Source organism: Helicobacter trogontum (assembly GCF_000765905.2).
Lineage (GTDB): Bacteria > Campylobacterota > Campylobacteria > Campylobacterales > Helicobacteraceae > Helicobacter_A > Helicobacter_A trogontum.
Map to the genome: position 1 here is coordinate 1 of NZ_JRPL02000009.1, position 15,421 is coordinate 15,421.

Here is a 15,421-nt window from a genome sequence, read left to right on the forward strand (position 1 = left end):
TGCTCTATCTATGACTTGAAGAGATTCTGCTACAAGAGCTTTATCAGATTCTAATCCAAGCTTTGTTTTTTCAATATTGTCATTGATGGCTCGTGCCATTTCTCCAAGCTCATCACGAGTTGTAATATAGAGGGGTTTTGGTGCCATCTTTGTTTCGTGATTTAAAAATGCAAAAAATGTTAATAGGCTTTTCTTGATAGTTTCAATTGGCTTAAGATAAAAATAGAGCACCACAAACAATATAATTACACTTATTATTGACATCAAAGCAACCAATATGCTTTGTAGTGTTGCCATATCCCAAATTGGTTTTTGCAGTGCACTCAAGTCTTCGAGTGTGCATACAGAATATGTCTGCCCATGCATATTTGTGTGGCTACAGGTTGCCATTTTACGTTTTGTCGTATTGTTGCTTACATAGTCAAAAACAATATTTTTATAGTTGCCTTGTTTCAAAGATTCTGCATAAAGGACTTTAAAGTTTGCATTTTCTTTTAACAAAAGCTCTTTATCTGTGGCTGCAAAAGGTATCTGCGCAGTATCAAGGGCAAACACATTTACAGGAAGAACATCAAAAGATTCTTGCAATTGGTCTAACATAAGATCAAGTGAGAGCACACCAATAAACTTACCATCTTTATAAAGCGGATATGCAAAAGTAAAACATGGAAGATGAGTTAAAGCATCTTCATAAGCTGGGCTAATATATACACCATTTTGTTGTTTAGCCTTAATATACCAATCACGTGTCCGAACATCATAATTATATGCTTTGCCATAGGAGTAGTAGTCAATTTTTTCTTGATCTGATTCTGTATCACTGGCTACAAGTTCTCCATTTTCTCTGCCTACACCAGCACTAGTAAAATTGCCACCAATACGAAAGGAACGGAGCAAGGGACCTACATTTTCCATTATTGCTTCTTGTGTAGCTAACTTTTCATAAGGCATTTCTAAAATAATATTGCCAAATTCTTGTGCAGCCTTGAGATGCGTTATCATAAAATTAGCAATAATTGTATCTGCTATTTTTACATTATTTATTTGCGTATGGGCGGTTAATTCTAGAGTGTTTCTACGGGTAACAATAAAGGTAATTAATCCAATAATGAGTAGCGAAATTATCATTAACGTACCTACTAAACACGCAATTTTCGTTTTAATACTTGTTATCATAAATGCTCCTTAATGGTGTGCGGAATAAATGTATGCGGCATACATGTAGATACTTTATGAGTCCTATGTAAGCGGATTAAGTAAGATTCACAAAGGATGAGTTTAGAATATATATTATAAAAAACAATCAAGATTTAATCATTGTCTTCTTTGCTTGGTATTTCCGTAGTTTCACTTAAATCTTTCGTCTTTTTGCCCCTTGCTTCAATAATGATTGGTGTGCCAAGAAAACCAAAAGTTTGACGCAGCGTATTGATAAGGTAACGTTTATAGCTAAAGTGCAGAGCATTTGGTCGATTCATAATAAGTGCAATTTTTGGTGGTTTAGAATCAAATTGTGTTGCATAATAGATTCTCACAATCTTACCATGATCGCTTGGTATTGGATGTTTTTTGAGGGCATTTTGTATGCATTCGTTAAGTTTTGCAGTTGGGATTCTAAAACTGAAGTGTTGATATACTTCTATAATTTTTTGTTTTAACTCTTTGATGTGTCTATGTGTTGTGCTTGATGCAGTAATAATTGGAGCGTACTCCAAAAATTTAAACTTTCGCTTATAGACTTCAAGGCGGCTATCAAACTCCTTGCTACGTATATCCCACTTGTGAAATACTACAATAACACCCAATCCGTTATTGCTCGCAACAGAGCTAATTTTTTCATCAAGCTCCACAAATTCTGTGCTGCAATCAAGCACAAGTAAGGCAATATCGCACTCTTGCAACATTTTTTGTGTTCTATCAAGAGCATACTTTTCTATTCCTTCAATCTTACTACGTTTGCGAATACCTGCAGTATCGACGAATGTAAGTTTATAGCCATTATACATAATATGCTCATCAACTGGATCAATAGTCGTGCCTGCGATGTCTGACACAAGAGAGCGGTTTGTATTTGTTAGTGCATTTAATAGCGAACTTTTACCGACATTTGGTCGTCCAATAATACCTATTGCGATATTGTTGTCTTGCTTTGTGTTCTGAATATCTGTTGCATTGAGAACTTCCTCTAGAGATTCTTGATGAAAATCTTTTGTGGAATCTAAATCTGACATTTCATGTTGATTGGCGTGGCTGTGATGCTTAAAATCTTTTGTTGTTTGAGTTGGCGAATCTATATTTTTATCATCATCAAAAGTAAGTATGCTTTCTGTATCATCAAAGTAGTCTAAGAAATCAAGTGTTTTTATAGATTTTTTTACTTTTATTTTTTTAGAATCTATAAGCTCTTGTATCATGTCTTCAAGACTTGATAAAAGCTTTGTAATGCCTCGATTATGTGCGACAGAGATTGTTATGTAGGGCACACCAAATGACATAAAATCATTTGTTTGTAATGCAATTTTGTCATTATCTACCTTATTGAGCACAAGCAAAAGTGGCTTTTGTTTGCTAAGTTCTCTAAAGATTCTAATATCTTCATCAGCTACAATGCTACTCCCATCAACCATATACAAAATGATATCACTTGTTGCAACCACTTTGTATGAGTGAAAGGCAATATGCTCTTTTAGTTGTGCTGCAATTGCTGCTTGTTCTCTTTTATTGCTGCGATTGATACTGTGCAAATCGATTTTGTTTTGCTCAATTACTCGAGATTTCTTTGTGTGTTGTATTCGTGCACTTTGTTTATAAAACTCTTTTAGCCTGTGCGCTAAAACTTCAAGCCCACCTGTATCAATGAGTGTAATATCAAAGTTATTTAGTCGCAAATCTCTCTTATTAATATCTCTTGTGCTGCCACTTATATGTGAGGTAATGGCAATATTTTTCTGATTTAATCTATTAAAAAGCGAACTTTTGCCGACATTTGGTCTACCCATGATTGCCACGTTTGCAATCGGCTTTAGATCTATTTGCATAGGATCTTGTGTATTCTTTTTTTCAGTTTCTGTGTATTTTGTATATTGTTGTTTTGTGCGTGGCTTTTGTGTAAGAGTGTAGGAATCTTTTGTGTATTTTTTACCAAGCCCTAAGAGAGCAGTCTGATTTTTTTTATAATGTTTATTTTTATTACCTATATCTTCTTTCATGTTAATAATCTTAGTTGTGGAGTTTGTGTGGGTAGCCCCAAGATTGGGACTACATTTGGTTATTAATAAGGTGTTATCAGATTAGAAATGAAGACCCAATGTAACACCTATTCTGTGCATATCTACTTCAAAGCTATTTAGCACTTTTGGTTTTTGCCAAGAAGCATCAACACCAATTGCTAAAGGAAGAACCGGGATCTTAAATTTCAAACCATAATTTAACGCCCAAGTATCTGCTATCGTTTCATTTGTGAATTGAGAATACGCAACACCTACGTAAGGAGTGATGTAGAAAAATTCAAGCCCTACTACCGCACCATACTGAATATTATTATTTCTATCACCACCGCTAATTATTGTATTAACCAAGTTGTTTGTAGTGAAGCCGGTAATATTTTCCCATTTCACAAAAGGTGCGATGCGGAATGAGCCAGGTTTCAACCATAATCTTCCATATGCACCATAAGTGAGATTTGTATCATCGCCAATTTTTCCGCTTTTTAGCACATCAATGCTAGTTCCTACGATACCGCCAACTTCTGGTGATATAAATGGTAGTGCCTGTGCACTACCTGCCATAAGTACGCTTGCTAAAACTGCTGTTTTTACGTATTTTCCGATCTTCATCGTTTTGTCCTTTCAACATTGTGTAAAATTCATTCAACACTTAACTTTGAATGCACAAGTGCACGAATTATACAACCATATCGTATCATTAAAGCAAATGTAAAGTAAATGTCAAAAAGTGCTAGTCTCAACAATGTGTATCTGTTTGTATGCTTTATAGGTTAAAAAGCATTGAAAATGCTAAAAATCTGAAATTGTATTAATAGGTATTTAGGGTAGTATGCTGTAACATCTTATCATATTTCATATGTTATTTTTTATGTAATTTATCATATTTAATAATCTTTATGATAGAAACTAAATCTCAAAATAATTAATATTTTAGGAAGGGTAAGTGATGAGAAATATGGTGTTTTATATTGTTTTTTTTGCTGCTTACGTATCAACCACCTTAAATGCAAAGGCAGATTTTAAGCAAAATCTAGATTCTAATGCAACAACTTGTTGTGTCGCATACAATGAAGCATCTCAAATGAATTTTGGCAAAAAAAAATTCTTTACTATTGCTAAAAATGATAAGAATATAGATCTTAATAGTTGGTCTTTTGAGCAATACAAAACGCATAATGCAGATTCTAAAAAGGAGTCAAATCAAGATGTTTTAGCCTCAAAAAATATTCAGAGTAATAACGATTTAGATCCCACAAACACAAAGCAAAATACTGACATCAAAACAGAAAAGACTACTGAATACCCGCTTTTACATAAAGAGTCAAAGGATGAATTATTTGGCACAATTAGCACCGCAGAAGTTCCTGATGCAATTCCAGCACCGCTAACCACAAAGGCTCTTTTAAGTGTTGAAGATTGGCGTGATACCTACTTTATGTATATCTATAACTTTAGTCCTATGGAAAATCCAAACTATATACCAAATGAACTTAAGGGACAAATAAGTTTTAGAGTTCCTATCGTGAGAAATATTTTTAAAAGTGGGGGAATCTTTTATTTTGCTTTTACAGATACTTTCTTTTTTCAAGTGTTTAATGAGGCAGCAAGCTCACCTGTTAGAGACAATGACTTTCAACCAGAATTTCTCTTTACCTATCCTATGAATGTAACATTTTGGGGTGGCACACTTACAGAACTTACAACTGGTTGGAGACACATTAGTAATGGTGAGATAAATATAGAGCATGGTGGAGTAACTGATAAAAGTCGGGGTAGCGATCGATGGATTTTTAAGGGAAGATGGACAACAAAGCATTGGGGTGTTGATATGGAGATGTTTTTTCCTGCAAGATTCTATCCAGAAAATCCATTTATATATAAATACTTGGGAAGCCTTGATGTAAAAATCTTTATGCGTTACAACAAGCATTTGGCCGATGCAACCATAACAGGTTTGTTGAGAGTTCTTCAACCTGGAGAAAGGCTTAATAAAAGGATACATGGTGGTTTAAGACTAAGTTATACCTATAAGCTTAATCCATATTATGGTATTTATATGCAATATTTTATTGGCTATGGTGATTATCTTTATGAGTATGATAGATTGGGACATAGGATAGGCATTGGTGTGCGTTTTATAAGATAAATAGTAGTGTGGAGTTATGGCTTAGTTTCTAAAATATGTTAAGATTAGAGAAAGAACAATAAGGGTAAAATATGCAAATATCACTTGATACATTTATTATTTCTGATACACATTTTGGGCATAAACATGTGCTTGTAAAAGAGCCTTTGAGGGCGATTACACTCAATAATACACACTATAAAACGTTTGATGATTTGAGCCTGAGTTGGTGGAATGAAGTAGTTGGAGAGAGTGATAGTGTGCTGCATTTGGGCGATCTATACTTTGGTGATGGTGATAGTGTGCTATCAAAACTCAATGGTGAAAAAATGCTTATTGTAGGCAACAATGATATAGGAAAATATCAAAAGCTAAGAGATTGGCGTGTAGTTAAAAAAATTAAATTCAAAATTCCAGAAAAAGATATGCTCAAAAAAGCAATGAAAAAAAAATGGGGCGATGAACTAAAGAATCCTTATGCAACGGGCTTAATCGTTGATGTCAATAATGTGCGTGTCATGTTTAGCCATTTTCCCGTTGGAGAGAGAAAGAAAAATGATAAATACCATAAAGCACGTGATATTATTGACTATGCCTATCATCTAGCAAAATGCGAAGTTAATATCCATGGGCATATACATTCAAGAAATAGTGTCCAAGATTATTGCATTAATGCCAGCACGGAAAGATTGTCATTTCGTCCAAAAAAATTACGCGATATTCTTGCTTCATGGGCACATGTTTAATCTCTTGCTGCATGGAATCTTATATATCTTTTTCATAATTCTATTAAACTGCAAATAAGCTTTCAAATTTCAACATCTTTAAGCCTCATATCCATCTAAGTTAGAATTAAGATGTCATACTCGTTGTATTAGACTTTTCTAAATGACAAAGTGTGCTACCTAAGTCTTTTTTAATCATGTGAGACATGAGACTTTAATATAATAAATATAAGCTCATAGATTCTTATACGAATCGCAGTAAAATTGCAGGGCTAGGATATGGTTGTAGAATCTAGACATTTTAATTCTTATCTATAAGCAACATAAATCTTATATGCATCTCTTTTGAATATAGTGTCTAATGGCAAGTAATACGCATACAATCATAACTAAAGCATAAGAGAGAAAATGCTCTTTGTCCAATATAAAGCAAAACAGAGTGCTAAAAATACCAACAGCAATAGGTATTCTATTGTCCTTCACACGCATATTTTCATACAGAAGAACACAAAAAGTTGCAACTACAATGAAGTCAAGCCCCTGTATATCACGGATAAAACCAATTTTATTGCCAAGTATAGTCCCACACACGCAACCAATAATCCAATAGCAATGATTAAGTAAGGAGATATAAAACATTACTTTTTGATTATAAATTTGTTGCATAGAATCTAATGCAACTTTTCCTTGCATGCTTTTTTGTTCTCTAAGGTTAAGTATTGCAAAGGTTTCATCTGTCACGCTGAATATAAGATACCATTTACGCCAACCACCCAAGCTATATCGCCTAAGACAAGCTATGGCATAAAAGAATTGACGTGCATTTACACTCAAGGTAATTAAAGCAATGCTTACAAAGCCAACCCCACCAGCAAGCCATGCTACTGCAAGATATTGTAATGCTCCAGCATAAATAATAATAGAGATAAAAAGACTAATCCATGGACTATAACCAGCGTTTGCCATCATAATACCAAATACACCACCCATTAACAGATAGGTTGCCATAATAGGAAGGCTATATGGAAAAGCCTCTTTTAATGCCTTAGTTTCATTGTAAGACAATATCATTCCTTTCACGTATCATAAAGTAGATACAAAAATATATGCAATAATACAACAAATCATAGCCTTATAGTCAAACTTAAAAACCATTGTTAGGACAAAAATATATTGTCTTGTGCATTGCAAACTCTATGGCTAATTCTAAGCTTCATTTGGCTTTCTATATTCTCTTTGCTTCACATAAAAAAGATGTGAATCTATATTGATAAGAGCCAAGCATTGTTGGGTTGTGTATCGCAAGACCCAACATAATAATAGTATGATATGGAAGCAACTTGCTATTCAAAAGACTAAAGACAAATATTATCTAAATGCATTTAGAGACTACTTTTGCCATCTTGTCTCAACAATCTTGCAACCTCTAAACGGCTTGATGTCAAAATTTATTTTTACACCTATCTAAATAGGTTTGTGCTAAAAACCTATCTTTTATCATTTTGTTAATACTAGGATTAGTTTTAAGATTGGCAATCTTTGCAATCTAATTCTTATTTCAATGGCACTACTTTAGTATTTATTGAACATATTGCTCTAATTCCTGACCGCTATAAAAGATATAATTTGCCTTCTGAATCTCATAGTTATTTAATGCTTGAATAAAGGTAGATTCTGCATCATATTTTGTGCTTAAAGCCTGTAAATATTCTGTAAAAGTAACCAAGTTTGCATCATATCGTTTTTTCATGTTGTCATATGAAAGATTAGCAGATATAAGACTTGCCTTTGCACTCTTTATTTGGTTCTGTGCTACTTCAATAGCTTTTCTGTATAGCTCTTCATCTTTTTTTTGCTCATTTTTTTTGTAAGCAAGATTTTTTTCCGTTGCGAGTTGGGCTAGACGGAAAGATTGTTTTTGCATACTTTGTCCAATTTTTGCAAATAGACCATAACTCACCACAACGCTTAGTGTGTTTTGATGATCAGCAAACTGCATAAGAAAGCTTGGTGGCAGTCCACCATTCATTAAACTCTTTGCAAAATCTGGAATCTGAATGTTATATGTATAACTATCTTGAATGTTTAATACAGGGAAGTAATGTAGTTGTTTGTTTAAATATTTTTGTGCTTGCACTTGATATTCAAGCGATTTGATATCATCCCTATCTTGGAGTTTGAAGCTTGGAGATTCTATATTTACTCTTTTAAGAGATTCTATCTTTGTATTTGTAAGATACTCAAGCATAAGTTTGCTTTGTTCTAGAGCAAGTTTTGCATCATCAATTTGATATTGCGTTAATGCTGCTTGTGACTTGAGTGACTCTAGATCCGCAATTGTTTTTAAACCTTGATTGTAAAGTTTTTGCACTCTATCCACATCTGAATTTATTTGTTCTAACTTTTGCTTTAACGTCAGAAGCTTTGATTCGTTACTGAAGTAGGTATAGTATTGTTGCACTACCTGCAAATAAATGTTTTGTTTTGTATATTTGCTATCATAATTTGCCTTTATTGCAGTTGCACCCTTTTCTTTAATTGCATTATAATCAGCATAATCAATCTTCATATTAAATGCAAGTTGTGCATTCTGTGTGGTATAGCTTATTGGCACACTTGCACTTGAGTGGTTAAAATTATATCTTGCATCAAGCGTTGGGATTAGTGCCATGATTTGCACCAAATGATCTTTATCTGCCTGTTTAGCAAGTAAATCTTGTGCTTGTAACGCATAGTTATTATTTGCACTATTTAATAGTTCTTTGAGTGTTAAACCATCAGAATTGCTGCGTAAAATATTCTCCAAACGCAAACTAATCCCATTCTCCTGTGTATTATTTTGTGGCGTTGCAGTAAATGTGTTGTCCCCAAAAGGCTTTGCATGTATGCATGCAAATATACAGCAAAGACTCATTGCAATTTTTTTAATCACACAAACTCCTTTTAAAATTATTTGCATACGCAATTAAAATCCATATTTTATTCTCTCAAGGTAAATAAGTTTGTTATATAACTTTGTTTTAGATGTAATGCTATGTTAGTTTTACACAATTAAACACATTGCCTCGTTGTTGAATTGTGCTTTACAAAAACTATATTGATTATGGCGTTAGGGTTAAAGCGATAATATAAGAGTTGTATGAGGCAATATATTTAGGTTTGTATCCAATTAAGATAGAAAAATTATTAAGTGTATTATAAATATGAATAGGTTGCCCAATGTATGTATAATAGCAGAGTAGTTGGTGTATATAAATAATATGCAAATGCGAGTAAGAAAGTTGAATTTATATATGAGTGATTGTTGAGAGATATTTGTTTGTATGATGATGAGGATTATAAAGGTAATTTAAGTTTTAGAACTTATATGGGATATATAATTTTAGGTTTATGGGCAACATGTAGAAAAATATATAATTTAAGAATATTTTGCTATAATTGCAGTCTGCATTTGGGGCTGTTTTGGCTTTCGACGGAAGTTTTATAGCAGTTTAAGCATACCAGCTGATATCTGTAACTATCAACAAACAATAAACGCAAACAACGCGAATTACGCTCCAGCTTACGCAAAAGTAGCGTAAGTTTAACCTCCTTTTGGAGCCAGATTCTTTTATCTTTATCGGGAGGTTTTAGAATCTGTCATTAATCCGATTGCTTGGGTGCTTGTGCCTAGAGGCATTCAAAAAGATTATGGGCTTTTGATATATTCCATTTTGCATGTTTTAAGGAATATATCAAGATAATAAAACATTGCTAAGTATGTAGAAATCTCTGTGGGATAGGATTTTCGGACTGGGGTTCAATTCCCCACAGCTCCACCATTATTATCGTATAATATTTTAGATTCCAAATGTCATCTAATTGCTTTATCAATAGATCTTTTTATTTACACATTATTTCGCAACATATAAGTAAGTTTTTCAACAATCAATCAAATTGTTCCGCATATATTTAAGGCAACTTAATACGTTAATTTTGTAATTTGGTAAGCAAACTTTGCCACTCTTGCATAATTACTTCCTTGCTAAATTTATCTCGTGCTAAAATAAGACTTTGCCTACCCATTTCTAATCGCATAGCTTCATTACTTAAAAGCTCTCTCATTGCTTCACATAAAAGCTCTTCATTACCATTTGGCACAAGGATTCCATTCTTATGATAAGCTATACCATTTTTAATCTCTGGATTCAGAGCAAAACAATCTCTAATTGTCCCTATATCGTATGCAACAATGGGCAATCCATAGCTCATTGCCTCAATTAAAGCCATAGGTAAGCCCTCAAAATAGCTTGTCATTACATAAATATCACCTTGTAAATATACAGATTCTATATTTGTTGTAAAGGCGTTGAGTTTAATAAAATCCTGTAAACCAAGCTCTTTTATTGTGTCATTCATAGGGCTTTCTTTATGTCCTTTGCCCGTGATTTCAAGTGTGCAATGAGGAAAATCTCTAGCAATTTTACTATATGCACTCACCATACGTGGAAAGCCTTTTTGATGTGATTGCATTTGTCCGACTGCAATTATCTTGCAAGATTGAATTGTTTTGAAATCTTGTGTCTTGTGCTGGGGAATAGTCTGCGTTGAAGCTGCATGTATTTGCATATTGTGTGATAGCAAAATCTTTTTTGCATGAATGAGATTTTCTACACTCTTGTAAGGATCGCATGCCTCAAGAGAATCTGTATGGAGAATCTGTGGTAATTTCATGTCAAATGGCATGGGAATGAAATTAAAAATTTTAGTAAGCTTAGTTGTTTTGTGTTGCCATTTCTCATATTCACTTGAACTTAAAACAACAACGCTATCAAACAGGCTATTTTTTCTTTTCCATTTTTCAATTTCTACGTGAATGATTCTAATATATTTCATATTCTTGCGTTTAAAATATGGAAATAAAAGAAAAAAATCAGATTCTATAAAAATATCAGCATCAGTGTATTTGGCATTAATAGCTAAATTTACAATGAGGTGTCGAAACCATTTCCACAATATCTTTCTTAAGCCTTTATCCTGCGTATGATTATCTGCATGCGGATAAATATAGCTAATTTTTACTCGCTCATCAACAGGAAAAGTAGAGATTCTGTTTAATTCATCCTTATAATAACATGCAATTTCTACCTCATGCCCTAAATCACAAAATGCACTCGCAAGATTTATAACTACACGTTCAACTCCGCTTGTCGCAGCAAGATTTCTTATGCTCATAACAACTTTCATATTTCACCTTTATTTTTTGTTCTTTTAGGTGTGCGTAAGGTTTTGAAATAGCTCTAGCCATTGTTTTACAACTTGGTCTTTTGAAAACTTATTTTTTGCCAACTTTATACCATTATGCCCCATGGATATTCTTTTTTCTCGATTATTCATAAGATTACAAAGAGCTTCACAAAATGCTTGTTCATCATGATCTTTTACTAAGATGCCATTTTTATCAAAACAATCTCTAATTGTTCCTATATCGTATGCAACAATGGGCAAACCATAACTTGCTGCTTCAATAAGTACCATAGGTAGAGATTCTGAATGGCTACTCATTACAAAAATATCAGCACCCAAGTATACGGATTCCATATTGCTTGTAAAGGGTTTCAAATGGATAAAATCTTGCATCTGTAAGGCAAGAATCTGTTTTTCCAATAAAGCTTTTTGCCCCTGATCTTCGCCAATAATCTCTAGTTGCCAATTTGGAAACAATGTGGCAATTTTACTGTAAGCAGCAATTAATCGTGGAAATCCCTTATGGTTATTTAGTGCATCCATGCGTCCAACTGCTATAAGTTTATGTGTCGCTTTATGTTGTTGTGTAAAGCTTTCTACAAAAGTTTTTAAGATAGCGTGTGCTTGTGTGAAAGTTTTTATGTCTGTATACACTGATGCATCAGAACATGATTTGCGATACTCATACAACATGGTTTGCATATTCTCATCTTTATGTGGTGTAGAATCAAAGTGTTGTAACGCTTTTGCCAACAAATCTTCAAATGGGAGTGTTGGAATAAAGTTTGGTATTTTTACAACATGATTACCGCGGGATTGCCAACGTGAGAGTTCCTTTTCATTCAAAAAGACAATACAATCAAAAAACCTATTTTTTGCTTTCCATTTATTGATAATAGAATGTATGATTTTAATATATTTCGTGTTTTTAATCCGAAATCTTGGGTAGAAAAAAGCAAAGTCAGATTCTATGATAATATCATAACCTTTATAAGCTTTATTCATGCGGTAGTTAATAACCAAAGGTTTTATCCACCGCCATATAATTCGCTTTAGTCCACGGAATTGCGTGTGTATATCATAAAAATTATATAAATAATCTATGTTAACTTTTGGATTGATAGGATAAGCATAGGGCTCCTTTGCACTCTTGTCTGTATAATATGACACAATGCTTACTTCATAATCTACAATCTCGCAAAGCTCGTTGCAAAGATTAATTACAACTCTTTCACTTCCACCTCTACATGCAATATTATGAAGCGTAAATAGAATTCGCATATCTACCCTAGTTATTATTGTAAGTCTTATTGCTTAATACCAAGCAATGTTTCAATCATTCTGTCAATAGTAGTGATTACCTTTGCATTTGCTGCATATCCACCTTGAAATTTAATCAGATTTACCATTTCTTCATCAACACTTACCTGTGAAATTGCCAAATGCTCCTTCTTGACTGCTTCCACTACACTTTTTTTTGTGTCAAGTGTAATTTTTACTTCTTGTGTTTGATTAGCAACTGCACCTGTTGTATATTGATAAAACTCATTGAGCTTCATGTGTTTTTTATCAAGCTTATTTTGATAAAATTCAACTTCATCATACTGAAGTTGCTGCATCATGTTTGCTATATCGAAGTTACCACTAACTGGCATAAGCCATGGACGAATCTTTGTTGGGTCTTTCCTGTATTCTCTTTCAAGATTAATACTAGAAGCATCGTTTCCAGAGAAAAAGCGATTTATCCCAAATGCACCTGTAAAATTTGTACCCTCATCCTTTAAACCAACATAAAGTCCTTTTGTGGGATATTTGGATGTGATTTTAAATTGTCTTGCATCATCATCGTAATATGCTTGAAAATAGTCATCAAAATCATCTAAAGCATTATTATTGTTATTGTCATCAGTATTTGCATTTATTTGATTGACTATGTCGCGCATAGTTGTTGGCACATCAATATGAATGTCTTTTTTTGCTAATACTTCACCATTTGCATTATATGCATATAACGTAAATTTACCCATTTTAATATTATAGTTTGTATCACGCAAGGCTTCATTCTTGCCTATTTCCAAAATATCACTTTTTATGGAATCTGTACCACTTTGTGCATATATTGTATTTGTAGCTTCTATAAGCCCTCTAGCAAAGCTATCTAATAGGTTCATGTAATATTGCAATTTACCAACTTTTGTGCCCTCATAGCCATTATTATACAGATCAATAAGTGCGCCAACCTTCCCCTCATCCATACGATCAGTGATATCCACATCTTTAAAATCATATCCGCGTATATAAAGTCTGTTTAATCCAGCTGCATTATTGCTTTTATTGAGCACAATGGGGTGGAAATTTGCCCCATCAATAAAGCTAAAGCCATGCCCTATGCTAAAATTATAATCCTCATCAAAGTCTGCTGCTTGAGAGCCTACAAGATTATTTGCTTTTAACTTTCCTTTAAAAACATTGCCGCCTAAAATTTCTTTTAAACGAAATTCTAACTCATCGCGTCTATCACGTAACTCGTTGGCTTGTTTTAGAGTAAGACTATCTTCCATCTCTTTCATTTTTTTATTGATCTCAGCAATTTGTGCTCCAAGCTTATTGGCATCATTAATTTGTGCTTCCATTTCTTCGCTTTTTTTGCGTTGCAAAATTAAAAGCTTTTCCTTTGTGTCATTTAAATTGCGTGTAAGAATCATTGCATTTTTTGCTAATACTTGTTTTTGTGCTGTGTCATTTGGATTTTGAGCGATATCCTTCCACGAGTTAAAATATTCCTCCAAATCATTATAGATTCCAACACCCTCTACGTCAGGAAAAAATGTGCTTGCTTCACGCAAAGTAACAAACTCTGTATCAAAAAAGTTATGTTCTGTTGCAGCCTTTGAGTAGCGAGAAAACACAAATTCATCATGCAACCTCTGTATAGAATCAACATTAACTCCGCGTCCAAGATTATAATCAGGAAAGTAGAGCGGTGTTTCTGGATGAACTATGACTCTTTGTCTTGTGTAAAATTCATCACTTGCATTTGCAATGTTGTTACCTGTTACATCAACCATAAGCTGATGTGCATGTAAGCCTGTTGTGCTTGTATGTAATGACGATAAAATACCACCCATAATACCCTCCTTAAGCTTGGATTTTAAGCAACTGACTTTGTTCTACGCGACTTTTGTAATCTGCTTTTTCGCGTGGAATAAGTTTGTCAGCAATAGAAGTATAAAATTCACTTACAGCAAAAACCATACGTGCATAATGCGTATTAATACTTTTAAGTTCTTCTAGTGTTTTACGCATGTCTGCTAGAAGCATATTTGCCTTTTCATCTAAAATTTCTGTCAATTTCAAATGTGGATTATTTTGTGTGAGTTGCAGCATTTCCTGGTCAATCATGCTTTTTGCGAGTTCAAATTCTCTGATTGTTGAGGCTTTTAACGCACCACGCTCAAAAACCACTTCATGATTTGCTGCTTTTACATCTTCAATATCGCTTTGTGTGTAAGCAATGAGTGACTGCAATTTAGTGATTGCGTCAAGGAGATATGTATGTAGTGTTTCTGTTTTTATCATGATTCAACCCTAGTAATAAACAGACAGAAACTCAATGATTTTGTAGAGATTTACAGGGTTCAAAGTTTGCAAACATTGCTAAAACTTTAAGCAAAGAGAAACTTGCAAAAAGCCAAGATAACAGAATGTCAAAAACTTTTAGTAAAGCCAAAAAGCCTACTCCCTAATCTGCTAGATTCCCCTAGATCCCTAAGCGACCCAAACAAGGAGACCATAAAGTAATAAAATCCTTTAGGTAGTCTAGCACAATGTAGAATCTGTCCTTATGCTAGAGGTTAAGCAAACTTTGTGCCATTTTTTCTGAAGTTGCAGCTAAATTAATTTTATAATTACCATTTTTAATGTCTTCTTTGAGCTGGGCTATTCTGTCGCTATGCTTCCTATCATCAACATTTGAAAACAACCCATTCCCTTGCTGCTTATTTTCAACACTCTTTTCATAATTGCGGTTTATATCATTTCGTTCTCTTGCTTGAGTTTGTTGAACGGAAGCCGCTATGCTGCTAGCAATTCTCATATTTGTCTCCTTACAAAAGATT

General features: G+C 33.6%; 12 protein-coding genes and 1 other RNA gene. 3 read left to right on the forward strand and 10 right to left on the reverse strand.

Annotated elements, in window-relative coordinates; translation table 11 throughout:
* The 3 genes from LS81_RS05055 to LS81_RS05065 all read right to left on the reverse strand — a co-directional run.
* The coding region (locus tag LS81_RS05055) for a cache domain-containing protein (RefSeq protein ID WP_201798949.1) at positions 1 to 1,176 on the reverse strand (1,176 nt) is incomplete at its 3' end.
* Positions 1,177 to 1,310: 134 nt separating this feature from the next.
* On the reverse strand, positions 1,311 to 3,209 hold the full coding sequence (der, locus tag LS81_RS05060) for a ribosome biogenesis GTPase Der (protein ID WP_052096476.1): 1,899 nt from the start codon (positions 3,207 to 3,209) through the stop codon (positions 1,311 to 1,313).
* Between the two features lie 81 nt (positions 3,210 to 3,290).
* Positions 3,291 to 3,836, reverse strand: coding sequence for a hypothetical protein (locus LS81_RS05065; RefSeq protein ID WP_034345114.1), 546 nt, complete (start codon positions 3,834 to 3,836; stop codon positions 3,291 to 3,293).
* 337 nt (positions 3,837 to 4,173) lie between these two features.
* Here LS81_RS05065 and LS81_RS05070 point away from each other — a divergent pair, with 337 nt between their 5' ends.
* Complete coding sequence (locus LS81_RS05070) at positions 4,174 to 5,373, forward strand: phospholipase A (RefSeq protein WP_034345117.1); 1,200 nt, start codon at positions 4,174 to 4,176, stop codon at positions 5,371 to 5,373.
* 71 nt (positions 5,374 to 5,444) lie between these two features.
* On the forward strand, positions 5,445 to 6,098 hold the full coding sequence (locus tag LS81_RS05075) for a metallophosphoesterase family protein (RefSeq protein WP_034345121.1): 654 nt from the start codon (positions 5,445 to 5,447) through the stop codon (positions 6,096 to 6,098).
* A gap of 309 nt (positions 6,099 to 6,407) precedes the next feature.
* Here LS81_RS05075 and LS81_RS05080 read toward each other — a convergent pair whose 3' ends face one another.
* Complete coding sequence (locus LS81_RS05080; RefSeq protein WP_052096477.1) at positions 6,408 to 7,142, reverse strand: AzlC family ABC transporter permease; 735 nt, start codon at positions 7,140 to 7,142, stop codon at positions 6,408 to 6,410.
* Positions 7,143 to 7,656: 514 nt separating this feature from the next.
* Positions 7,657 to 9,009, reverse strand: coding sequence for a TolC family protein (locus tag LS81_RS05085; RefSeq protein ID WP_034345125.1), 1,353 nt, complete (start codon positions 9,007 to 9,009; stop codon positions 7,657 to 7,659).
* A gap of 521 nt (positions 9,010 to 9,530) precedes the next feature.
* On the opposite strand from LS81_RS05085, the gene ssrA reads away from it, so the two are divergent.
* Positions 9,531 to 9,898: a transfer-messenger RNA gene (gene ssrA, locus LS81_RS05090) on the forward strand.
* A gap of 148 nt (positions 9,899 to 10,046) precedes the next feature.
* Here the strand turns inward: ssrA and LS81_RS05095 are convergent.
* The 5 genes from LS81_RS05095 to LS81_RS05115 form a co-directional block, all read right to left on the reverse strand.
* Positions 10,047 to 11,303 (reverse strand): glycosyltransferase, encoded by a 1,257-nt coding sequence (locus LS81_RS05095; protein WP_034345127.1) that lies wholly within the window; start codon positions 11,301 to 11,303, stop codon positions 10,047 to 10,049.
* A 24-nt stretch (positions 11,304 to 11,327) separates the two neighbouring features.
* Positions 11,328 to 12,584, reverse strand: coding sequence for a glycosyltransferase (locus LS81_RS05100; RefSeq protein ID WP_052096478.1), 1,257 nt, complete (start codon positions 12,582 to 12,584; stop codon positions 11,328 to 11,330).
* A 26-nt stretch (positions 12,585 to 12,610) separates the two neighbouring features.
* On the reverse strand, positions 12,611 to 14,431 hold the full coding sequence (gene flgK, locus LS81_RS05105) for a flagellar hook-associated protein FlgK (protein ID WP_034345128.1): 1,821 nt from the start codon (positions 14,429 to 14,431) through the stop codon (positions 12,611 to 12,613).
* Between the two features lie 10 nt (positions 14,432 to 14,441).
* The gene (locus LS81_RS05110) at positions 14,442 to 14,882 is read right to left on the reverse strand and encodes a hypothetical protein (RefSeq protein WP_034345131.1); all 441 of its coding nucleotides are present in this window, start codon (positions 14,880 to 14,882) and stop codon (positions 14,442 to 14,444) included.
* Between the two features lie 268 nt (positions 14,883 to 15,150).
* Positions 15,151 to 15,399, reverse strand: coding sequence for a flagellar biosynthesis anti-sigma factor FlgM (locus LS81_RS05115; protein WP_034320610.1), 249 nt, complete (start codon positions 15,397 to 15,399; stop codon positions 15,151 to 15,153).
* Positions 15,400 to 15,421 lie beyond the last annotated feature (22 nt).

Coding starts and splice junctions, on each gene's coding strand:
- LS81_RS05065 (WP_034345114.1), bottom strand. CDS start 3,836: ATGAAGATCGGAAAATACGTAAAAACAGCAGTTTTAGCAAGCGTACTT.
- LS81_RS05110 (WP_034345131.1), bottom strand. CDS start 14,882: ATGATAAAAACAGAAACACTACATACATATCTCCTTGACGCAATCACT.
- LS81_RS05100 (WP_052096478.1), bottom strand. CDS start 12,584: ATGCGAATTCTATTTACGCTTCATAATATTGCATGTAGAGGTGGAAGT.
- der (WP_052096476.1), bottom strand. CDS start 3,209: ATGAAAGAAGATATAGGTAATAAAAATAAACATTATAAAAAAAATCAG.
- flgK (WP_034345128.1), bottom strand. CDS start 14,431: ATGGGTGGTATTTTATCGTCATTACATACAAGCACAACAGGCTTACAT.
- LS81_RS05115 (WP_034320610.1), bottom strand. CDS start 15,399: ATGAGAATTGCTAGCAGCATAGCGGCTTCCGTTCAACAAACTCAAGCA.
- LS81_RS05095 (WP_034345127.1), bottom strand. CDS start 11,303: ATGAAAGTTGTTATGAGCATAAGAAATCTTGCTGCGACAAGCGGAGTT.
- LS81_RS05070 (WP_034345117.1), top strand. CDS start 4,174: ATGAGAAATATGGTGTTTTATATTGTTTTTTTTGCTGCTTACGTATCA.
- LS81_RS05075 (WP_034345121.1), top strand. CDS start 5,445: ATGCAAATATCACTTGATACATTTATTATTTCTGATACACATTTTGGG.